The organism is Natronococcus roseus, assembly GCF_043677095.1.
GTDB lineage: Archaea > Halobacteriota > Halobacteria > Halobacteriales > Natrialbaceae > Natronococcus > Natronococcus roseus.
The window spans coordinates 439,278-460,037 of sequence record NZ_JBHLJR010000004.1 but is presented as its reverse complement, the minus strand read 5'-3'; the positions used below and the strand labels follow the sequence as shown (position 1 = coordinate 460,037).

The 20,760-nt window shown below is 65.0% G+C and carries 22 protein-coding genes; 13 read left to right on the top strand and 9 right to left on the bottom strand.

Features of this window, described 5'->3' with window-relative positions; translation table 11 throughout:
- Positions 1–30 precede the first annotated feature (30 nt).
- The 3 genes from ACFEMD_RS13485 to ACFEMD_RS13475 are packed head-to-tail and all read left to right on the top strand — an operon-like array spanning position 31 to position 1,317.
- A complete protein-coding gene (locus tag ACFEMD_RS13485; RefSeq protein ID WP_394741503.1) occupies positions 31–219 on the top strand; it encodes a DUF7331 family protein in 189 nt (62 codons plus the stop codon).
- Between the two features lie 55 nt (positions 220–274).
- On the top strand, positions 275–829 hold the full coding sequence (locus ACFEMD_RS13480; protein ID WP_394741502.1) for a DUF7322 domain-containing protein: 555 nt from the start codon (positions 275–277) through the stop codon (positions 827–829).
- On the top strand, positions 826–1,317 hold the full coding sequence (locus tag ACFEMD_RS13475; RefSeq protein ID WP_394741501.1) for a DUF7346 family protein: 492 nt from the start codon (positions 826–828) through the stop codon (positions 1,315–1,317). The genes ACFEMD_RS13480 and ACFEMD_RS13475 overlap by 4 nt, the downstream gene beginning before the upstream one ends.
- A 28-nt stretch (positions 1,318–1,345) precedes the next feature.
- Here ACFEMD_RS13475 and rad50 read toward each other — a convergent pair whose 3' ends face one another.
- The 3 genes from rad50 to ACFEMD_RS13460 all read right to left on the bottom strand — a co-directional run bounded on the left by rad50 (position 1,346) and on the right by ACFEMD_RS13460 (position 5,865).
- On the bottom strand, positions 1,346–4,024 hold the full coding sequence (rad50, locus tag ACFEMD_RS13470) for a DNA double-strand break repair ATPase Rad50 (RefSeq protein ID WP_394741500.1): 2,679 nt from the start codon (positions 4,022–4,024) through the stop codon (positions 1,346–1,348).
- Positions 4,021–5,481, bottom strand: a complete 1,461-nt coding sequence (gene mre11 / locus ACFEMD_RS13465; RefSeq protein WP_394741499.1) for a DNA double-strand break repair protein Mre11 — start codon at positions 5,479–5,481, stop codon at positions 4,021–4,023. Before mre11 ends, rad50 begins: the two co-directional genes overlap by 4 nt.
- Positions 5,482–5,595: 114 nt before the next feature.
- Entirely contained in the window at positions 5,596–5,865 is a 270-nt protein-coding gene (locus ACFEMD_RS13460; protein ID WP_005553676.1) for a MarR family transcriptional regulator, read from the bottom strand.
- Between the two features lie 125 nt (positions 5,866–5,990).
- Here ACFEMD_RS13460 and pan1 point away from each other — a divergent pair, with 125 nt between their 5' ends.
- Positions 5,991–7,208 carry a proteasome-activating nucleotidase Pan1 gene (gene pan1, locus ACFEMD_RS13455; protein WP_394741498.1) on the top strand — a complete coding sequence of 406 codons (1,218 nt, stop codon included), beginning with the start codon at positions 5,991–5,993 and terminating at the stop codon, positions 7,206–7,208.
- A 37-nt stretch (positions 7,209–7,245) separates the two neighbouring features.
- Here the strand turns inward: pan1 and ACFEMD_RS13450 are convergent, their stop codons facing one another.
- Positions 7,246–7,383 carry a hypothetical protein gene (locus ACFEMD_RS13450; protein ID WP_278291453.1) on the bottom strand — a complete coding sequence of 46 codons (138 nt, stop codon included), beginning with the start codon at positions 7,381–7,383 and terminating at the stop codon, positions 7,246–7,248.
- Between the two features lie 90 nt (positions 7,384–7,473).
- Here ACFEMD_RS13450 and ACFEMD_RS13445 point away from each other — a divergent pair, with 90 nt between their 5' ends.
- From ACFEMD_RS13445 to ACFEMD_RS13435, 3 genes are all read left to right on the top strand, one after another.
- Positions 7,474–8,028: a GMP synthase subunit A gene (locus ACFEMD_RS13445; protein ID WP_394741497.1), complete on the top strand. Its 555-nt coding sequence runs from the start codon at positions 7,474–7,476 to the stop codon at positions 8,026–8,028.
- A 210-nt stretch (positions 8,029–8,238) separates the two neighbouring features.
- Positions 8,239–8,607 carry an ArsR/SmtB family transcription factor gene (locus ACFEMD_RS13440; RefSeq protein WP_394741495.1) on the top strand — a complete coding sequence of 123 codons (369 nt, stop codon included), beginning with the start codon at positions 8,239–8,241 and terminating at the stop codon, positions 8,605–8,607.
- A 75-nt stretch (positions 8,608–8,682) separates the two neighbouring features.
- The gene (locus ACFEMD_RS13435) at positions 8,683–9,510 is read left to right on the top strand and encodes a hypothetical protein (protein WP_394741494.1); all 828 of its coding nucleotides are present in this window, start codon (positions 8,683–8,685) and stop codon (positions 9,508–9,510) included.
- Positions 9,511–9,546: 36 nt separating this feature from the next.
- On the opposite strand, the gene ACFEMD_RS13430 is transcribed toward ACFEMD_RS13435, so the two are convergent.
- Positions 9,547–9,957, bottom strand: a complete 411-nt coding sequence (locus ACFEMD_RS13430; RefSeq protein ID WP_394741493.1) for a hypothetical protein — start codon at positions 9,955–9,957, stop codon at positions 9,547–9,549.
- Positions 9,958–10,219: 262 nt separating this feature from the next.
- On the opposite strand from ACFEMD_RS13430, the gene ACFEMD_RS13425 reads away from it, so the two are divergent.
- Positions 10,220–11,125 carry an NmrA/HSCARG family protein gene (locus ACFEMD_RS13425; protein ID WP_394741492.1) on the top strand — a complete coding sequence of 302 codons (906 nt, stop codon included), beginning with the start codon at positions 10,220–10,222 and terminating at the stop codon, positions 11,123–11,125.
- 15 nt (positions 11,126–11,140) lie between these two features.
- Here ACFEMD_RS13425 and mfnA read toward each other — a convergent pair whose 3' ends face one another.
- Positions 11,141–12,238: a tyrosine decarboxylase MfnA gene (mfnA, locus tag ACFEMD_RS13420; protein WP_394741653.1), complete on the bottom strand. Its 1,098-nt coding sequence runs from the start codon at positions 12,236–12,238 to the stop codon at positions 11,141–11,143.
- Positions 12,239–12,382: 144 nt separating this feature from the next.
- Here mfnA and ACFEMD_RS13415 point away from each other — a divergent pair, with 144 nt between their 5' ends.
- Complete coding sequence (locus ACFEMD_RS13415) at positions 12,383–12,757, top strand: TrmB family transcriptional regulator (protein WP_394741490.1); 375 nt, start codon at positions 12,383–12,385, stop codon at positions 12,755–12,757.
- Complete coding sequence (locus tag ACFEMD_RS13410; RefSeq protein ID WP_394741489.1) at positions 12,747–13,097, top strand: type II toxin-antitoxin system PemK/MazF family toxin; 351 nt, start codon at positions 12,747–12,749, stop codon at positions 13,095–13,097. Before ACFEMD_RS13415 ends, ACFEMD_RS13410 begins: the two co-directional genes overlap by 11 nt.
- A 39-nt stretch (positions 13,098–13,136) precedes the next feature.
- Here the strand turns inward: ACFEMD_RS13410 and ppsA are convergent, their stop codons facing one another.
- The 3 genes from ppsA to ACFEMD_RS13395 form a co-directional block, all read right to left on the bottom strand.
- Positions 13,137–15,479: a phosphoenolpyruvate synthase gene (gene ppsA, locus ACFEMD_RS13405; protein WP_394741487.1), complete on the bottom strand. Its 2,343-nt coding sequence runs from the start codon at positions 15,477–15,479 to the stop codon at positions 13,137–13,139.
- Positions 15,480–15,586: 107 nt separating this feature from the next.
- Positions 15,587–16,486 (bottom strand): PhzF family phenazine biosynthesis protein, encoded by a 900-nt coding sequence (locus tag ACFEMD_RS13400; RefSeq protein ID WP_394741485.1) that lies wholly within the window; start codon positions 16,484–16,486, stop codon positions 15,587–15,589.
- Positions 16,487–16,593: 107 nt separating this feature from the next.
- On the bottom strand, positions 16,594–17,916 hold the full coding sequence (locus tag ACFEMD_RS13395; protein WP_394741484.1) for a S46 family peptidase: 1,323 nt from the start codon (positions 17,914–17,916) through the stop codon (positions 16,594–16,596).
- Between the two features lie 129 nt (positions 17,917–18,045).
- Here ACFEMD_RS13395 and ACFEMD_RS13390 point away from each other — a divergent pair, with 129 nt between their 5' ends.
- The 3 genes from ACFEMD_RS13390 (at position 18,046) to ACFEMD_RS13380 (ending at position 20,708) form a co-directional block, all read left to right on the top strand.
- On the top strand, positions 18,046–18,741 hold the full coding sequence (locus ACFEMD_RS13390) for a phosphoribosyltransferase (RefSeq protein WP_394741482.1): 696 nt from the start codon (positions 18,046–18,048) through the stop codon (positions 18,739–18,741).
- Between the two features lie 49 nt (positions 18,742–18,790).
- Positions 18,791–19,645, top strand: a complete 855-nt coding sequence (gene mtnP / locus ACFEMD_RS13385; protein WP_394741481.1) for an S-methyl-5'-thioadenosine phosphorylase — start codon at positions 18,791–18,793, stop codon at positions 19,643–19,645.
- 451 nt (positions 19,646–20,096) lie between these two features.
- Positions 20,097–20,708, top strand: coding sequence for a DUF7344 domain-containing protein (locus tag ACFEMD_RS13380; protein ID WP_394741479.1), 612 nt, complete (start codon positions 20,097–20,099; stop codon positions 20,706–20,708).
- The last annotated feature ends 52 nt before the right edge of the window (positions 20,709–20,760 follow it).

The window sequence follows — 20,760 nt, the reverse complement described above, 5'->3', positions numbered from 1 at the left end:
ATAATGTGGTAACACATAGCAAGCCCTGAGGTGACCGATGTGTCCATTCGTGCCAACGAAGACGAGGTGGCGGATCGAAGCGAACCGAGTAGCGAACCCGAGGGCACAGCGACGATCGAGGCCTACGAGATCGAGGACGGCGTCGTGTTCTACGACGCGGAGAACCCCCTCGCGTGGGTCGAGGCGAACAGAACGCTGACGCTCGAGGAGTTCGTCTAGAGCTCTCCGCGGGTGAACGCGAATCCTTTTCCTTGCGCTTCCCGTCTTTGGCCGTGTGGTGTTCGACCGATCCGAACACGAACCCGAGGAGTGGGACCCCGAGGAGGAGTTTACCGATCCCGAGGAGGAGTTCACCGACCCCGACAGCGACTCACTGACGATCCCTCGAGTGTCGACCGAGGACGCGGGCTCCAACCTCAGGTCGGACCTGCGCTCGGAGTTCGGATCGTCGGCTGACGCGGAGACGACGGTCGAAACCGACGTCTCGAGCGACCTGCTACAGGCGTTCTGGTCGATCGTGCTCGTTGTCAACGCGGCCGTACTCGCGTTCTCGGTCGGCGTGTTGTTTCTGCTCTTCGACGGTCCCTCGGCAAACGGTTTCGCTCTCGTCGCCGGCGGAGTCGTCCTCTCGGGGTTCGCCGTCCGCCGCTACCGAAACTACCGAGCGACGAGCCGCGAGGATCCGCCGACAGCCGCCGACGACACCGACACTGACGACGACGCCGACACTGACGACGACGGCACGGATACCGAACCGTCAACACCCGGCGAAACGACTTCGGAGCCGGACTCCAAACACCGATCACCCGACGACCCCGACCGCACATGAAACCCGTCCAAGACGACACCGGGAAGCGATACGTCCTTCTCAAACGCTCCGAGCACGCGAGCCTCGTTCGTGATCCCGAAACCGGAAACGAGTGTTACGTCCAGAACGATCGCCTCGAGCACCTGGCCGAGGAGTCCGTCCTCGAGACTGCCGCCCGGACGGTCGAGGGACCGGTCCGAACGCTGCTGTCGGCCGTCCACGACGAGACCGCTCTCGGGCTGCTCGTCGAACTCGGCAAGCGCGGGCCGCTTGGCGTTCGCGAGATGATCGGCGTCTACGACTGCTGCGAGAGCGATCTCCACGGCCGACTCACGGTGCTGACGGCCGCGGACCTGATCGCCGAAACCGACGTCGCCGGCGAGCGTGGGTATCGACTCACCGACGACGCCGAGGCCGCGCTCGAGGCCATCGGTGCGGATATCGGCGAGGAGTCGGCAGCCACTCGATCGGCCGACGACGGTTCGTCCGGGACCGAATCCGACTCCTGACGGATCTTCCCCGCCGTTTTCGAACCCGTTAGTCCGAGGTCAGCAACGCCGCCTCCGTCGGCCGGCCGCGCTCGAGCCGGGATCGGTTCGAGGTCGCGTCCTTCTCGACGCGGACCAGCGAGTCCGCCGCGCCGATCAGTTCCTCGTCGTGGCTGACGACGACGATCTGTTCGACGCCCAGATCCCGCATCGACTCGACGAGCGAGACCAGCTGTGTGACGTGTCCCGAGTCGAGGAAGACGGTCGGCTCGTCCAGGATCAGCGGCGGCATCGGGGCGGTTCCCTCGACGCCCTCCGCGAGCAGCCGGTAGATCGCACACCGCAGACTGAGGTTGAACAGCGCCCGCTCCCCACCGGAGAGCTGTTCGGGCTCGAGCGGTTCGCCGTCCTTCTGGTAGACGGTCAGCCGGTACTCCCCGTCGAGGTCGATCGCGGCGTAGGAGTCGTTCCGGTAGACCAGGTCGAACGTCTCGTTGAGAAGTCGCTCGAGGGTCTCGACGTTTCGCTGGCGAAGCTCCGCGCGCAACTCCCCGTAGGTCGTCTGCAGGGTCTCGGCCTCGTCGTACAGCGAGTCGAGCCGCTCGAGTTTTTCCTCGACGGTCTCGAGACGGTCTCGAAGCCGCTCGAGCTCCTCGATCTTCTCCTCGACGCCGCCGATCTTCCCCTGTAGCTCGTCGCGGTCGGCCTCGAGCGCCGCGAGCTTCTCGTCGACCTTCTCGAGGTACTGCTCGGCGTTTGACTGTTTCGTTCGGGCGGTCTCGATCCGATCGTCGTCGAACTCGGACTCGAGTTCGCGCTTGCGTTCGCGGTCGGCCGAGAGCTGCTCGCGGCGCTCGTCGTTCATCGTCTCCCAGTCCGCGCGTCGCTCCCGCAGCGTCTCGATCTCGCGGTCGAGTTCGGTGCGTTCGGTCTCGATCTCGCTGGCTCGACGAAGCGTCTCCAGGCGCTCTTTGATCTCGCCGCGCTCGGCGTTGATCTCGCCGAGCTCGGTTCGCGCGTCCGCGACCTCGCTCTCGAGGTCGCTCGCCCGCTCGCGTTTCGTTCCGGCCTCGCGTTCGTACTCGTCGGCTTCCTCGCGGAGCCGGTCGCGTTGTTCCCGACGGTCCTCGAGGCTCTCGCGCTTCTCTTCGAGCAGCTGTGCAACGTTCTCGCGGTTTTCCTCGAGGCGGTCGACGCGTCGTTCGGCCTCGACCAGCGACTCGGCGCGCTCGATTCGCTCGTCGAGCTCCTCGCGGTCGTCTTCGAGGCCCGACAGCCGCTCCTCGAGGCTCGTGAGCGTCTCGCGTTTCTCCTCGAGGACGTCAACGTGGGGCGAGTCCGCGACGTCCTGGCCGCACTCGGGGCACTTCCCCGCCTCGCGGAGCCGCTCGCCCTCCTCGATCGCGTTCTCGACGGACCGGATCTCGGCGGTGACGTCGTTGATCGTCGAGACCAGCTCCTCGCGGTCGCTCTCCAGCTCCTCGAGGTGGCTCTCGGCCTCACCGAACGCGACCGATGCGTCGTCGAACGCCGAGCGGGCGGACTCGACGTCGTCGTCAAGGTCGTCGACCGTCTCCTCGCGATCCGCGATGGCCTCGCGGTCGTTCTCGATCCGCTCGTCGAGCTCGTCGGCCTCTTCGCGGGCCCGCTCGGCCTGGGATTCGAGCTCGTCGGCCTCCTCGCGAAGCCGCTCGACCTCGCCGTTTCGCTCCGTGATCGAGACGCGGACGTCCTCGAGATCGTCCCGGAGCTCCTCGTCGCGGGCCTCCAGTTCCTCGATTCGGGACTCGACTGCGTCGGCGTCGCCCGTCCTGAGTTCGGTCTCTTCGAGCAGTCCGTCGCGCTCGTCTTCGAGTTCCTCGCGTTCGCTCCTGCGTTCGCGGAGGGTCTCGCCGGCGTTCTCCCGTTTCCGTTCGGTCTCGGCGATCTTCGAGCGCAGCTCCTCGATTCCCTCCTCGAGGTCGGCGATCTCCTCGCGGGTCTCCTCGTGGCGCTCGAGAACGTTTTCGGCGGCCTCGAGGGTCTCCCGCGCGTTCTCGCGCTGAGACTCGAAGTGTTCGATCTTCGAGACGACGTCGGCGTGACTCGACTCGAGGGCGTTCAGCCGGTCGTGGAGCTCCTGGTCTTCCTTGCGCTTTACCTGCGTTCGGAGATCCTCGAGCACCTCGTGCTGGCCGTCGAGCACCGACTTGACCCCGAGCCGGGCGTCGCTCGCCCGCTCGCGGTACTCCTCGAGCGCGCCCAGCTGCAGGAGGTCGTCGATCATGTCCTGGCGCTCGCCCGGCGAGGCGTGAATCAGTTTGTTCACCTCGCCCTGGCGGACGTACGCGCAGTTGACGAACGCCCCGGCGTCCATCCGCAGCAGCTCGGTTACCTCGTGGCGGACGTCCCGGGCCCCCTCGATCGTCCCGTCCGGCCCCTCGAGGACGCACTTGGTCGTCGTCGCGCGGTCGCCCCGCAGCTTGAGCCGTCGCTCGACGCGGTAGCTGCGGCCGTCGTGGGTGAACTCGAGTTCGACCTCACACTCCTCCTCGCCGGTCGTGATCACGTCGTCGAGGGTGCGATCGCCGAGCGCCTTCGAGCCGTACAGCGCGAAGAAGACGGCCTCGAGCAGCGTCGACTTCCCGCTGCCGTTGACGCCGTGGACGATCGTCACCCCCCGCTCGAGGCCGAGCTCGGCCTCGCCGTAGCACTTGAAGTTACGCAGGCGAACGTGGTCGACCCTCATTCGAAATCACCCAGCGAGGCGTACTCGCCGTCGGAGCTCGGCTTCGACTGGGTCTGGTCCTCGGAGTCCGCATCGGCGGTCTCGTCGGTTGACGGTCGGTCCGCTTCGGCTCCGTCGCCGTCGGCAGCGTCGTCGGCCGACGCCGCGGCGACGTCGATTTCGGAATCCGCGCTCGAGTCGTCCGTCGCGGATTCGTCGGCGCTCGCTTCCGCCGCCGAATCGGTCGTCCCTGCGTCGTTCGCCTGCACGTCGGCTACCTCCGAGTCGTCCGCGTCCGTCAGTTGATCGGCGACCGTCGACACGTCCTCGTCGCCCGGCTCCCGATCGGGTGCGGGTTCGAACGCCGTTTTGTCGTCCTCGAGCAGCTCCCGCGTGCGCCGCTCGACCCGTTCGCGGACGTTCGCGTCCGCGAGGTCGTCGTCGCGAACGGTGCGGTCGATCTCGAGGGCGGCGTCGCTGAGACCGAGTTCGCGAACCCGCTCGCGGACGGCGTCGTCCGGGTTGGCGAAGCTGACCGAGACGCCCTCGCCCTCGTCGGGCAGCTCCCGGCGATCGTTTACGCGAGCGACGAGCGCGTCGCGGTCGACGGCGAGCTCCTCGACGGCCGCGGGCGCGATCGGCTTCCCCTCGCCCTCGATCGTGACGACGACGACCGCGTCCTCGAGGTCGTGCTGGCGGACCCGCTCCTGGACCCGGTCGACGCCCTCGCCCTCGGCGAGTTCGACGTCGACGAAGACGAACTTGCGGGTCGACTCGATTCCTCGGCGCCGGATCGCCGGCTCCTCGCCGGGCTCGAACGCGACGAGGTTGTATCCGCGATCCTCGCGCTCGCTGGCGCTTGCGCGTTCGGTCGATCCACAGTAGGTGAGCCACGTCTCCCGCAGCTCGGCGGTGTCGGGGTGGTGGTTGTCGCCCAGCAGGACGGCGTCGAACTCGACGGTCGATTCCGTCAGGAGCCGCTCGGTGTCCCAGTCGGCGTGGGGAAACGGTTCGAACAGGCCGTGGCTCACGAGCGCGGCGTGTCCCGCTCCGTCGGGAATCGGAGCGAACTCGTACTCGAGGTCCTCGCGTCGGGATCGGGGCACGAAATCGAGCCCGTAGAGCGCGACGTCACCGAGTACGTACGGCTCGGCGCCAAGTCGAGTTGCGAGCCCCAGGTCGGCAAAGAGATCGAGCCACTGGGCGTCGCGTTTCCCCTCGTGGTTGCCGACGACCGCGAGGAAGGGGACGTCCGCGTCCTCAAGCGACCGGAGAATCTCGACGGTTCCCTGAAGATCGACCAGGTTCGGCCGACGGTCGTGAAAGAGGTCGCCGGCGTGGATCACGGCGTCTACGTCGCCCTCGATGGCGTCCTTGGCTACGCTCCGGAACGCCTCGAGGAAGTCCCGTCGTCGCTCGGGCGAGTTGTACTGCTGGTACCCGATGTGGGTGTCGCCCGTGTGTATCACCCGCGTCATCTATCGGGAGTTGACCACGGGGCCCTAAATGGATTCCGCGACCGAAGTGAAAGTAGAGTGCGCTGACGAAAACGAGCGACTCCCCTCGCGCGGGATCGGTGCGGGAGGCGTCCGTTACGACTCGATGTCGAGGCTGTACAGACGCTTGCGCGCGTCCGAGAACGAGAAGCGGGAGTCGATGACGTGCTCCTCGTCGAGTCGGTTCAGCGCGTACCGAACCGTCCGCGCCGGCAGAAGCGTCTCCTCGGCGATCTGCTGTTGGGTCATGGTGTCGTTGTATTCGAGAACTTTCGCGACGAGTTTCGCACTCGGCGGGAGCTCGCGGACGTCGTCCCACGACCCCCGGTTCGTGGGTTCGGGCTGTGGCGACTCTAGAGAACTCATCCTATACACTCATTGCGAATACGGCCTGATAATATTTTCTGTTTCATTCTATGTCCTATGGTAATATTCCTGTGGGGCTGTAGTTACCCGAAGCCTCTTATGAGCCAACACCCAACTCACGAGTGATGAGCGACACTGTGGACGACGTCGACCTCCCCTACGACGAGGACGAGGCGTCCCAACAGGAGAAAATCCAGGCACTCGAGGATCGGTTAGAGATTCTCGAGTCGCAAAACGAGGAGATGCGCGACAAGCTCCTCGATGCGAACGCCGAGAACAACAAGTATCAGCAGAAGCTCGAGCGGCTTACCCACGAGAACAAGAAGCTCAAGCAGTCTCCCCTGTTTGTCGCCACGGTCCAGGAACTGACGGACGAAGGCGCTATTATCAAACAACACGGGAACAACCAGGAAGCGCTGACCGAAGTGACCGAGGAGATGCGCGAGGACATCGAGCCCGACGCCCGCGTGGCCGTCAACAACTCGCTGTCGATCGTCAAGACCCTCTCGAACGAGACCGACGTCCGCGCCCGCGTGATGGAGGTCACCGAAAGCCCCGAGGTCAGCTACGAGGATATCGGCGGCCTCGAGGAGCAGATGCAGGAAGTGCGGGAAACCGTCGAGATGCCCCTCGAGAAGCCCGAGATGTTCGACGACGTCGGCATCGAGCCCCCGAGCGGCGTCCTGCTCTACGGCCCGCCGGGCACCGGGAAGACGATGCTCGCCAAGGCCGTCGCCAACCAGACCGACGCCACCTTCATCAAGATGGCCGGCTCCGAGCTGGTCCACAAGTTCATCGGTGAGGGGGCGAAGCTCGTGCGGGACCTGTTCAAGGTCGCCCGCGAACACGAGCCGGCCGTCATCTTCATCGACGAGATCGACGCCATCGCCGCCAAGCGCACGGAGTCGAAAACCTCCGGCGACGCCGAGGTCCAGCGAACGATGATGCAGCTCCTCAGCGAGATGGACGGCTTCGAGGACCGCGGCGAGATCCGCATCATCGCCGCCACCAACCGCTTCGACATGCTCGATCGCGCGATCCTCCGGCCGGGCCGATTCGACCGGCTCATCGAGGTCCCCAAGCCCAACCAGGAGGGCCGCGAGATTATCTTCGAGATCCACACCCGCGGCATGAACGTCGCCGACGACGTCGACTTCTCGGAGCTGGCCGCCGAGGCCGAGGAGGCCTCCGGTGCCGACGTCAAGGCGATCTGTACCGAGGCCGGGATGTTCGCCATCCGCGACGACCGCACGGAGATCCGGATGGAGGACTTCCGCGGCGCCTGGGAGAAGGTTCAGGCCGAGACCGACGAGACCGACGAGGTCTCGAAGACGTTCGCCTGATCGGACTATCGGGTCGACTCGTCCCGTCGTTTTCTCTTTACAGCGCGGCGAAGACGAGCCACGGCACCACGAACAGCGCTGCCGTCAGCACGGCGATGATCAGGAGGTAGCCAGCGACGGTGCTTCCCGCGGTGAGCCAGGCGGGATGCTCGAACTCGCGCGTATCGATTGCCATGTGGGTACGAACCGGGGAGGCGTCCATAAACGTACCGACGAACTCGCGGTTCCGGTCCGCTTTTACCGGCCGACTGGCTATACCGTCGTAATGACGAAGATCGTCGTGGTGGACAACCACGGACAGTTCACCCACCTCGAGCAGCGGGCGCTTCGGGACCTCGGCGTCCAGACGGAACTGATCGACAACGACGCGGATCCCGCGGAGGTCGACGCCGACGGCGTCGTCCTCTCCGGCGGTCCCGACATGGATCGGATCGGCCGCTCGGCGGAGTACCTCGAGTCCGACGTCCCCGTCCTCGGCATCTGTCTCGGCATGCAGCTGATCGCGACGGAACTCGGCGGCTCGGTCGGCAGCGGCGAGTACGGCGGCTACGCCGATGTGACCGTCGACATCGTCGACGAGGACGATCCGCTCACCGGTAGCCTCCACCCCGAAACCCGCGTCTGGGCGAGTCACGCCGACGAGGTCACCGAACTCCCCGACGGGTTCGAACTCACCGCACGCAGCGACGTCTGTGACGTCGAGGCGATGAGCGATACCGATCGCGACCTCTACGGCGTCCAGTGGCATCCCGAAGTGGCCCACACCGAGGAAGGCGAGGAGATCTTCGAGAACTTCCTCGAGATCTGCGAGACAAAGTAGACCGTCACGACGCGAAGCCACCGATCGCTCTAGCTCTCCGGATAACTCAAACTCGATTTTGAGCAACGGCAGCAGTTACGTACCACGGGTTCGAACGGGCCAGTAGAGTCTCGTTGCATGTCACGACTGTTGCCGACAACGTCGGATGCCTCGACCGACCGCTCGGGTCCGCCGGCACTTTTGCATCTCGACGACGACCGAACGGACGACGTGCTCGACGCGCTCTCCTCTGAGACGTCGAGAGCAGTCTTCCGGGAGTTAAACGAGCAGCCCTCGACGCCCGCGGCGCTCGCGGACCGGCTCAAGATGTCGATCCAACGCGTCAGCTACCACCTCGAGAACCTCACCGAGGCGGGTCTGATCGAGGTTGCAGACACCTGCTACTCGGAGAAGGGCCGCGAGATGAACGTCTATACGGTCACAGGAGAACCGCTCGTCGTCTTTCTGGGAACTGAAGGTGATCAGCCCGGCCTCAGAGCCGCGTTCAAGCGGCTGTCGGCTTCCGTCGGGCCGCTTGCAGCCGTGTTCGCTCTCTGGGAAACGATCGTTCGTTATCTCGGTGTTGGCGACACGCACTGATCGTCAACGGCGGCAGGAGTCTTCACAGCGAAGCGATCGGTACGCTGATAGCAACCGCGACGAACGTGTCGGTCGATGATCGAGCGACTCGAGCGCCGAGAGGATACGGAGGGCTGTGCGTGTCTCGAGTGTCGAGGTGTGCAGTCGCGAGCGATGCGGCGATCTCTCGTCGACGCGATCCAGTGGTCGGGTCGGATTCTACGCACCCGTCGTTCACTCGTCGTTCTCGTCTTCGTCCTCGCGTCGCTACAGGTGGGAATGCGTCTCGCATCCCTCGGCGTGGAACTTCTGCTGAGCGGATTCGTGTTCATGGGCGGGCTCTTTGCGCGCAACTACGCTATCACCCTCATTGCGGGCCGTGTTCGCGGTCGCCGAGTGGCTGCGTCGACGGCGATGCAACACGCCCTCGCCAGACTCCCAGCGGTGATCGGAACGTGGATCCTCACGTTCGGCATCTTGATGCTTGTTACCGGTGTCCTCACGGGAGTCGGAATGGGTGCCGTAGCTGCCGTCTGGGGTCCGGACGTACTGACGACGCCGTTCGGCCTTACCGCCCTGTGGATCGCCTCGATTGGGCTCGGAATACCCGTTATCGTCAAGTTCGCGCTCGCGACGGAGGCCGCGGTCATCGGCGGCTACGGTCCGTTCGCGTCGCTTCGGGTGAGTTGGGGACTCATCTCGTTTCGTCGCCGGACCGCAATTGCCCTGATTGGGGTTGTCGTCTCGTTCGCGGTCCCGATCGTGCTCTGGAATCACATGACGACGCTCAGCAGCAGCGGAGTCGCCGACGCCACCGTCTTAGCCGTTTTCGGTTCGATCGGCGGAGCGTTCCTGACCGTCGTCTGGTACTGCTGTTCCTGCGTCATTTTCGGCCAACTGTACGTCCAGCGGGTACTCAGGTGAGCGACACCGAAATGGGGAGAGGCGACCGGTTCGTCTTCACGCCGACGCGTTCAGGTCGTTCCGCGGGACGATTACGTATCGGATCCACAGGACAGTGCCGACTGACATGGCGAGGTACAGCGGGCCGACGACCGTCGCGGAGTAACCCAGAGCGAACACCGAGTAAACGGCGGCGAACGCCCCAGTAATTATCCCGAGGACGACCCAGAGCATGAGTCCGTCCTCGGAGTGAGCCTGCAGTTCCATCCCGGTTCCCAGACGGAGCAGAATCATTCCGATCGTTAGTCCTGCCCATGTAAGGACTGGGAGTCCGACAACGGTGATCGGGATCGCCTCGAGCTGTGCGGATCCATTGATGATGGTCAGCCAGCCGATCAGTCCGAGTCCAGCCCAGACCACGCTTCGCCAGAGCTCTTCTTTGAGGATCCGCTTTGTGGTTGCGTCCATAGTCGGAACAACCAGCTGACTGTGAGTAATGCTACCGGAGGCTCAAAATCCGTTTTGAGCCACTGTTCCTCGATCTACTCGGTATTGAAGTCGATCGAAAGCAGCCAAGAACCCGTACTGACACCGGTGTTACGTGGTATCTCCGGTGTCGCCAAACGCGTATATGGTTACGTGACGAATCAGGTAACGTAATGCAACCACAAACCGACGCCGCTCGAGCCGAGTTCGCCGCACCGACCGCGACCGACGAACGGGGTGGAAAATGAGCACGAGCGTTCTCGTCACCGGCGCGACCGGTAACCAGGGCGGCGCGGTCGTCGACCACCTGCTCGAGAGCGAGACCGAGTTCGAAGTCTACGGACTCACGCGGGACGCCTCGAGCGAGACGGCTCAGGAACTGTCCGAGCGAGGCGTAACGATGGTCGAAGGCAATCTGGACGAGAAGGAGTCGCTCGAGTCTCACGTCGCCGAGGTCGACGCCGTCTTCGCCGTCACCAACTTCTGGACACAGGGCTACGACGCACAGGTCCAGCAGGGCAAGAACATCGCCGAGGTCGCCGCCGACGAGGGGGTCGACCAGTTCGTCCTCAGCGGCGTCGGTAGCCACTGGGAGGACACCGGCGTCCCCCACTTCGATTCGGCCCAGGAGATCGACCAGTACGCACAGGAACTCGAGCTCCCGATGACCGTCCTCGGACCCGTGTTCTTCTTCCAGAACTTCGAGGCGTTCGCCGAGGACGTCGTCGAGGAGGGGCAGATCGCGCTGCCCCTCGAGGAGGGCGTCTCCCTGCAGATGATCGACACCGACGACGTCGGCCACGCCGCCGCCGTCGCGCTCGCGAACCCCGAGGCGTTCGTCGGTGAGCGGATCGAACTCGCGGGGGACGAACTCACCCTGGCGGAAGCTGCGGAGACCCTCTCCGAGGTGACGGGCCGGGACGTCGAGCCGGTTCACGTCCCGATCGAGGACGCCTACGACTCCTTCGGCGAGGAGTTCACCGTCATGTGCGAGTGGTTTAACGAGGTCGGCTACGGGGCGGATCTCGAGGAGCTCGAGGAGCGCTTCGGCTTCGAGTTCACCGAGTTCGAGCGCTACCTCCGCGAGCACGGCTGGGAGGACAAGGAGGGGATGGCCTCGGTTCCGGGCTGGGTCAAGGCGATGCAGTAGCGCCTCGAGTCTTTCTCAGTCGTCGCTCGCCACGGGCACGCTCGCGCGCACTTCGAGTCGGTCCAGCTCCCCGACGAAGGAGGCGAGCATCTCGCGGGTGACGTGGGGCATACAGACAACTCGAAGCTCGCCCGTCGCGGTCCTGGAGATCCGCCACCCCTTCGCTCGGAGCGCGTCGAACGTCGCTCGAGGGACCGTCGCGGCGACCAGCGGCAGGGTGGGATCGACGACCTCGTACCCGCGTTTCTCGAGGGCGTCGGCCAGCCACTCGGCGTTGTGCTGGGAGCGAACGTACTGCTCGCGGTAGCCGTCGGGCCACAGCGCCTCCATCGCCGCCACGGCGCTGGCGACGCCCGCACCCGACCGAGTTCCTGTTAGTGTGGCCTGGGCGGTCGACTCGAGGTAGGGCGTGTCGACGGCGAGCTCGTCGAGCAGCGACTCGGAACGGGCGAGCAAGCCGCCCGCCGGAATCGCGGCCTGGCCCATCTTGTGGGGGTCGATCGCCATCGTGTCGACGGCTGCGTGGCCGAAGTGCCACTCGTGGTCCGTGAAGGGAAGAACGAACCCGCCCCAGGCGGCGTCGACGTGTAACAGGGCGCCGATCGAGTCGGCGATTTCGCCGAGTTCGGGAATCGGATCGACCCGACCGTACTCCGTGGTTCCCGCGACGCCGACGACCAGGGCGGTGTCGGCATCGACGCTGGCCCGAACCGCCTCGAGGTCCGCCCGGTGATCGTCGTCGGTCGGCACGAGCCGGAGCTCGACCTCGAGCACGTCGGCGGCCTTCTGGAAGCTGAAGTGGCCCGACTCGGGCACGACGACGTTTGGCCTCGGGGAGTCGGCTCGCTCGCGGGCGATACGAACGGCCTGGATGTTCGCCTCCGTCCCGCCGCTTGCGACGTAGCCAGCGGGATCCTCGAGGCCGGCGAGCTCCCCGAGCATCGCGATGGCGTCGTCCTCGAGGGCCGCGACCCGCTGGTAGGTGGCGGGGTCGCCGGGGTTCGTCGCAAGAAACCGTTCGGCCGCATCGCGTGCGTCCGGGTGGGGTGTCGTACACATCGAGGATAACACCCGGTCGAACGCCTGCGGCTCCGCTTGCATATCACTCAGCAGTCGGGTCAGCCGCTTAGTAGTTGCGCTCTTCCCGAACGGGGTCTTCGAGAGTGGCGGCCTGCTCGAGCGATGGTAGATACATCTCTACATCACATACAAAGCTACGCTAGGAACACTTACGGGTGATCGACGGTAAGAGCACGTATGGCGATCGACATGGAAACGTTCGAGAACACACCCGAAGACGAACTCCAGGAGCTAAGTAACCCGGAGAAGGTCCTGCAATTTCTAATCGCGAACGACGATCACGCGTTCAAAGCGACGGAGATAGCCGACCGGACGGAAATCAACCGGAACTCGATTAGCACCGTCCTCGGTCGGCTCAAGGACCGCGATCTCGTCCGTCATAAGGGTGAATACTGGGCGATCGGCGACCGAGAACGGATTCGGTCGTTCGACCGATACCGACGGGCGACCGAACGGCTGAACGAACGATACGGATCCGAGGACAAGGATGCGTGGCGAGCGCATGCAGCCGACGCGGAGACGCCGAACGACGAGTCGGATAATGACGAGTGATCTCGAGCGCTGTGACGTCTGCTACGGGGCGGATCCGTTCAAGGGAAGCGACTACGCTCGCCCGTGGCTGATAATCAGCAACGAGCACCACCCATTTCACGGAGAACAGTACGTCGTACTCGCGCTGACAACTCGAACGTGGCACGACGGCTTCGTTCGCATCGCCGAAGACGAGTGGATAGAAGGTGGCACACCGAAGTCGAGTAGTATCGTGCCGTGGAGCGTCGAAACGATCGAACACGGTGATATCGAATTTCGGCAGGGACGAATTGAGAGCAGCCTCGTCGATCGGACGGTTGCTGAACTTACCGACTACCTTCGATCCGAAACGATCGACTGATAGCTGCCACGAAAGCGCGAACCGAACGACTGTCCTCGATCAGCGCACCGAGTCGAGCAGCAGCTTCTGCTCGACGCGTTTGACCTCGTGTTGGACGTCGCGGACGGCGTCGATGTTCGCCGAGATCGAGTGGACCCCCTCGTTGACGAGGAACTGGACCATCTCGGGCTTCGAGCCGGCCTGACCGCAGATGCTCGTGTCGACGTCGTGTTCGCGGCAGGTCTCGATGACGTCGCCGATCAGCCGGAGCACGGAGGGGTGGAGCTCGTCGAAGCGGTCGGCGACGTGCTCGTTGTTGCGGTCGACCGCGAGCGTGTACTGGGTGAGGTCGTTGGTCCCGAAGGAGGCGAAGTCGATGCCCGCTTCGGCCATTCCCTCGACGGCCAGCGCCGAGGCGGGCGTCTCGATCATCACGCCCCAGGTGCGCTTCTCGGGGTCGATCCCGGCTTCGGTCATGAGCTGCTTGGTCCGGTAGACGTCCTCGGCGTCGTTGACCAGCGGGAACATGATCTCGACGTTGTCGTAGCCCATCTCGTAGAGCCGGCGGAACGCCTCGAGCTCGTGGGCGAAGACGTCGGGCCGATCGAGCGAGCGGCGGATGCCCCGGTAGCCCAGCATCGGGTTGTGCTCGTGGGGTTCGTCCTCGCCGCCCTCGAGCTGGCGGAACTCGTCGGTCGGCGCATCCAGGGTCCGGACGCGGACGGGTCGGGGATAGAACTCGTCGGCGACGCCGCGAACGCCCTGGACGAGCTCCTTGATGTAGGCGTCCTCGCCGTTGTCCTCGATGAACTTCGCTGGCGTCTGATTCAGCGAGAGGATCATGTGCTCCGTGCGAAGCAGGCCGACGCCGTCGGCGCCGGTTGCGGCGGCCCGCTCTGCGGCCTCGGGGATGGAGACGTTGACCTTGACCTCGGTCGCGGTCATCGGCTTGACCGGCGACTGCGGGCGTACCTCCTCGACGGGTTCGGCCTCCTCCTCGGACGAGACGACGTCGCCCTCGAGCACCGACCCCTTGTCGCCGTCGAGCGTGACGACCTGGCCGTCCTCGAGGACGGTCGTGGCGTTGGTCGTACCGACGATCGCGGGCACGCCGAGCTCGCGGGAGACGATGGCTGCGTGGCTGGTCATCCCGCCTTCGTCGGTGATGATCCCCGCGGCTCGCTTCATCGCGGGCACCATATCGGGCATCGTCATCTCGGTGACGATGATGTCGCCCTCGCCGACCTTGTCGAGCTCGTCGAGCTTGGTGACGATCCGGGCGGCGCCGCTGACCCGACCCGGGCTCGAGCCCAGCCCGTCGACCACCACGTCGCCGGTCCCGGCTCCGGTCGCGCTCTCGGCGCTGTCGGCGGCCCGGGCCTGTGTCCCGCTACCGTCGGTAAGTCCCTCGGTGATGTCGCCGGTCTCGGCGGCGCTCGTCGCGTCTGTGTCACTCTCGTCGATCGTCGTGATCGGGCGCGACTGGAGCATGAAGACCTCGCCGTCGAGGATTGCCCACTCGACGTCCTGGGGGGTGTCGTAGTGGTCCTCGACGCGCTCGCCGAGCTCGACGAGTCGGTCGATCTCCTCCTCCGAGAGGACGCGGGCGGTGCGTTTGTCCGCCGGGACCTCGCGTTCGACGGTTTCGCCGGTTTCCTCGTCTTTGGCGTGCATCACCTTCTTCTCGGCGACAGTGACGTCGGTGTCGCCGTCGTCCCGCGGAACGATGTAGTTATCCGGGGAGACGGCCCCCGAGACGACAGCCTCGCCCAGTCCCCAGGCGGCCTCGATGATCATCGTCGGATCGCCGGTCGAGGGGTGGCTCGTAAACATGACGCCGGATTTCTCGGCCTCGACCATCTGCTGGACGACGACGGCGATGTTCACTGCGGAGTGGTCGAACCCCTTCTCCTGTCGGTAGTAGATCGCCCGCTGGGTGAAAAGAGAAGCCCAGCAGCTCCGAACGCGGTCGAGCAGGTCGTCCTCGGTGATATTGAGATACGTCTCCTGCTGGCCGGCGAAGGAGGCGTCGGGAAGGTCCTCGGCCGTCGCGGAGGATCGGACGGCGACGAACGCCTCCTCGCCCGCGTCGCCGACCTGTCGGTAGGCTTCGAGGATCTCCCCGCGAACGTCCTCGGGAAACGGCGTCTCGCGGATGAGTTCCTGAGCGCGCTCGGCCGCCGCCGCGAGCGCGCTCGAGTCGTCGACGTCGACGTCGACGACCTCGAACAGCTCCTCGTCGATGTTCGCGTTCTCGATGAACGATCGGTAGGTGTCCGCAGTTACGACGAATCCAGGTGGGACGGGAAGTCCAGCGCCCGTGAGCTCGCCCAGAGAAGCTCCCTTGCCGCCGACTCTCTCGAGGTCACCGGCGCTGATCTCGTCCAACCAGAGTACAGCCATCTGTAGCTGGAAGGTCACCGGACCGGCTAAAGAAGGTTGCGAACGGCACACATGATTCAGAACTCGTGACCGAATGAGTTTGTCGCAGCCGCGGCAATTTTGAACTGTCAGCCCTCGATTATTTCGTCGCCGTCGTCGTCGGGAACGACGAGGGTCCCGTCGAGCGCCGTCACGCCGCGGCCGCCGACCCGAACGCGATCGCCGACCCGAACGAAGACCCTCCCGGGGCGGTCGACGTAGTGGCCCTGCTCGAGTCGAAGCTCGTCGGGGAGGTCGTCGTCGAACGCGCCGAACCGATCGAGGTACGCACCGACGGCGCCGCTCGCGGTCCCCGTAACCGGGTCCTCCGGGACGCCGGCGCCGGGAGCGAACATCCGTCCGTGCAGGGTCGACTCGCGCTCGAGCGTGTCGAACGAGAAGAGGTAGACCCCGGTCGCCTCGAGGTCGTCGGCGAGATCCTCGATCGCAGCCATATCGGGCTCGGCCGCACCGAGGTCCGAGAGGTATGTGATCGGCACGATCAGGAAGGGCAGACCCGTCGAGGCGACCGCCAGCGGGATGTCGTCGCTGGCACCCTCGAGCGCGGCCGCCTCGACGCCGAGCGCCTCGGCCACCCGATCGTAGCCGACCTCGATCTCTCGGATCGTGGGTTCGTTCTGGGCCATCCAAACCGTTCCGTCGGCCTCGAGTTCGATCTCGAGGACGCCGACGTTCGTCTCGAGGGTCGTCGTTCCCGGCTCGAGTCCCTCGTCGTGGAGGTGGGCGTAGCTGCCGATCGTCGCGTGGCCGCAGAGATCGACCTCCTGTGTGGGGGTGAAGTACCGAATTCGGCGGTCGGCGTCGTTGCTCGAGCGGAGAAAGGCGGTCTCGCTCAGGGACAGTTCGCGGGCGATCGCCTGCATCTGCTCGTCGGTGAGCCCGTCGGCCTCGGGGACGACGCCGGCCGGATTGCCCGTCAGCGCCTCGTCGGTGAACGCGTCGACCTGCAGGACCCGAATCGTCTCCATACGTCGGGGTCGAACGCGTGGCGCATCAATCCATCGTCGCCCTCTCACGGTCCGTCGCTCGGATCGACGACCCCGGAGATAGCGGTCCGACGCCGTCGAGTAGGTTCTTACCTGATCGTGCCGCCGCGGATCGCAACGGTGCCCGTCGAATCCGCGTCGTCCGGAAGGGGGACCGTCACGTCGATCTCGTGTTCCGCGTCGTCCCCACCGCTCTCGAACGTTTTCCGTTCGTCACCGATCTCGAGCCAGTACTCGCCCGCCTCGGTCGCCGTCACGACGACCGTTCCGCCGATCGTCGCACCTGGCTCCGGCTGTTCGTCGAACGTCACCGACTCGAGCGCGAGCGTCGCGTCCCGAAGGTCGATCTCGAGATCGGTTTCGAACGACGTCGTGTACACCGGAACGTCCCGATCGTCGTCCTCGTCGTCTTCGTCGTCGTCTCCGCCGCCGTTACCGTCGTCCGGTTCCTCGAGGAGGATCTCCACCCCGAGCTGCCGTTCGACGTTCTCGATCCGGTTGCAGATCGTCTGCTGGAACGAGCCCGCAAACAGAAGACCGACGAGCTCGCCGTCCTCGAGAAAGACCGGCGAGCCGCTGTCCCCGCCCTCGGACATGTAGTCCGTGATCAGCTGGTCGCGCAGCGTCACCGATCCCTGTTCGGCGCCGAACTCGACCTCGACGGTCGCGCTCGTGGCTTCCACGGTGGCGCTGGTTACTCCCGTCGTCCGCCCCGTCTTGGTCAGCGTTTCGTTTCGGAGCTCGCCGTACTCGTCCCGGCGGATACCCGTCGGCCACGCCTCGTCGAGTTCGTGATACCGATCGGACTCCCGCTCCGGGTCGACGGATCTTGCGGCGACGTCAACCTCGACGCCGTCCTCGACCGGAACGTACCCCACGAGCTGACCGACCTCGTCGTCGGGGCCGCCGCCGTCGTGGGGCGAGGGCTGGAGGATCGACTCGCCGAGCTCGGCCTCGTTCGAGCGCGCGTAGACGTGGTTGTTCGAGAGCCGAACCAGCTCGTCCGGTTCGACCGCCTCGTCCCAGATCGCGTCCTCGGCGTCGCCCGTGACCCGCGCGGGGTAGGGCCCTCCGGTGCCCGCCGACAGGTCGTCGTTTGCCTCGCTCGCCCCGGCAGGCACCGGCCGCTTGCGATCGCTTCGTCCCTCCGCGGCTTCGGGGACCACCTCGAGGGTCGCCAACGGATCGAACCCCTGCCGTTCCTCGCCGTAGCCGGCGTCGACGACGTCGACGGTGACGTCCGCGTCACCGACTTCGCGGACGCGCTTCTCGACGTCGTCCTCGTCCTCGAGCGCGTCGGGCGGGAGCTTCCGGGAGACGAACACCCGGACCTCGTTCTCGGCCTCGTCGTAGTCGACCCCGATCACGTTCTCGCAGTCGAGCAGGTACTCGAAATCCTGTGTTTTAGGCATAATTTGAACCCGTAACCAATTTGTACCGAACTACCTTAGCTGTGTGGCTGTCTATCGCACACCGAGACGCCGTCCGTTTAGTCCCACTTATGGGGACGGGGCGAATTCCTTCGGGTAGGTGGCCACCAGATGTCCGACTTACCGGACGATTTCGACTGTACGATAACGAACTGGGACTACATCTACAGCCTCTGTCGCGACGTCAGCGACGAGGTCCGTCGGGACGACTTCGAGCCCGACGTCATCGTCGCGCTCGCTCGCGGCGGCTGGTTCGCGGGTCGCTGTATCTGTGACTTCCTCGGGATGGACGACCTGACGAGCCTGAAGATGGAACACTACGTCGGCACGGCCGAGAAGAGCGGCGAGCCGACCGTCCGCTACCCGATGCCGGAGGGCAGCGTCGAGGGGAAAGACGTCCTCATCATCGACGACATCGCGGACACGGGCGGCTCGATCGAGCGCGCCCACGAGTATGTCGACGACCGCAACGCCGGTGAGGTCCGTACTGCGACCCTCCAACTCCTCCAGACCAGCGAGTACGAACCCGACTACATCGGCGAGCGTCTCAAGGAGTGGACCTGGGTCGTCTACCCGTGGAACTTCATCGAGGACATGGTCGACCTGATCTCGGGTGCAATGGAGCGGGCCGACCAGAAGGCGTTCACAATCAAGGAGATCCGTCACTACCTCTCGGAGTATCACGGCATCGATCGAATGGAGATGGAGATCGCCCAGCCCGACCGTCTTCAGGAAGTTCTCCGGGAGATGGATCGACGAGAGGTCGTCGAGATGGCCGACCACGGCGAGTGGCGGCTGCTCGAGTAGTCGGTCCGAACCCACATCGTTTACGTCTTCGCCCACGCGAGGTGACCGTATGACCATCGGTGTCATCGGCGGCAGCGGTATCTACGAGGCACTGCCACTCGAGAACGTTTCGACAAAGTCCGTCTCGACGCCCTACGGCGAACCGAGCGAGGACGTAACCCTCGGCGAACTCGGCGGCCGAGAGGTCGCCTTCCTCCCACGCCACGGCGGCGACCACCAGCACACGCCGACGGGGGCGAGCTACCGGGCGAACATCTACGCGCTGAAGTCGGTCGGCGTCGATCGCGTGATCTCGACGAACGCCGTCGGCAGCCTCCGTGAGGACCTGCCGCCCCGAACGCTGGTCGTTCCGGATCAGATCTACGACCGGACGAAACACCGAACGCCGACGTTCTTCGGCGACGGGATGGTCGTTCACATGAGCTTCGCCGAGCCGTACTGTCCGGAGATGACCGCACACCTCGCGGAGTCCGCCCGCGACGCAACCGACGCCGACGTCTCGGAGGACGGTACCTACGTCTGTATCGAGGGGCCACAGTACTCGACGAAAGCCGAGAGCGAGTTCTACCGCGAACAGGGGTGGGATATCGTCGGGATGACGACGATCCCGGAGGCGAAACTGGCCCGCGAAGCCGAACTGAGCTACGCGACCGTCGCGGGCGTCACCGACTACGACGTCTGGAAGGACGACAGCGAGGTCAGCCTCGAGGAGGTGCTCGAAAACGCCGAGGCGAACCAGGAGTCGATCAACGCCGTCGTCGAGCACGCGATTCGGACGATGCCCGAGGACTTCGAGAGCGAGGCCTGGAGCGCCCTGGAGGGAACGATCAACACGCCGACCGACGCGATCCCCGAGGAGACCCGCGAACGGATCGAGCTTCTGGCCGGCGAGTACCTCGAGTAGCGGACGTCCGCCGGCGCTGAGACGTCGACTGCCGCGGTTCGTTCGTTTCTTGGAACCGTTTCTATTCGACAATCGGTCCGTTATCGACCGCGTAGCGGCGACGTATCGATTGGATAGAGAGTCCCATGTTCGACAGGAATTCCGGCAGCAGGGTGGGACCGGCCGTTATGCGGGTCCTATCTGAATCCTGTCAGAGAGTACCATACCAAATATCGTTGGAGCAACCCCTATGCCGCTCTCACCCCTTTCCGTATGTACGAGGCGAACTGAGCCCGCCGATATGCTCGAGAAGGCGATCGACGATACACCGTCGATCCCGAAGTGCAACAGTTGTGCACTTTCTCAGCGATTAATTCTTCATTAGTATCCCACATTTACGTATATCTTCAGAAGTTGAGATTGTCACGGAAAGTTTTATGTATGTACGGACACCACTGTTCGAGTGAAGAGCATGACCCTCGAAACTGACCACTCAGCCCACCCATCGGACGACGAGGAAGAGACGGTGTCCGACGAGACGCCGACCCTCTCCAGTGACGACATCTTCCACCTGCTCCAGACAAACCGCCGGCGGGACACCATCCGCTACCTCCTCGAGGAGGAGGGTCCCGTCAAGATGCGCGACGTCGCCGAGTACGTCGCCGCCCGCGAGAACGACACGACCGTCGCGGAGCTGTCCTCGACCGAGCGCCAGCGCGTGTACATCCCGCTGTACCAGTCGCACCTGCCGAAGCTCGACGAGGAAGGCGTCGTCGAGTACAACCAGCCCCGCGGGATCGTCAAGCCGACCGACAACCTCGAGATCTTCGCGCCCTACATCGAAGCGACCGAGAAGGGAACCGCGGAGCTCGACTCCCACCTCGCGAGCAATCGCGCGGTCCGGGAGTACTACGTCACCGCGGTCGCCGCGAGCGCGAGCCTGTTGTTCGCCTCCGCGGTCGGCCTCCTCTCGATCCCCGGCGTCGCCCTCGCGGCGATTATCACGGCGCTGTTCGCGCTGATCACGCTCGTTACGAACCTCTCACAGTTCGTGGAATCGGCGAACAGCCTTACCGCACAGTAACGTCTCTCTCCCTCGTCTGTAGTGGTTCGCGTGCGGGTTCGCCGGACCGAAC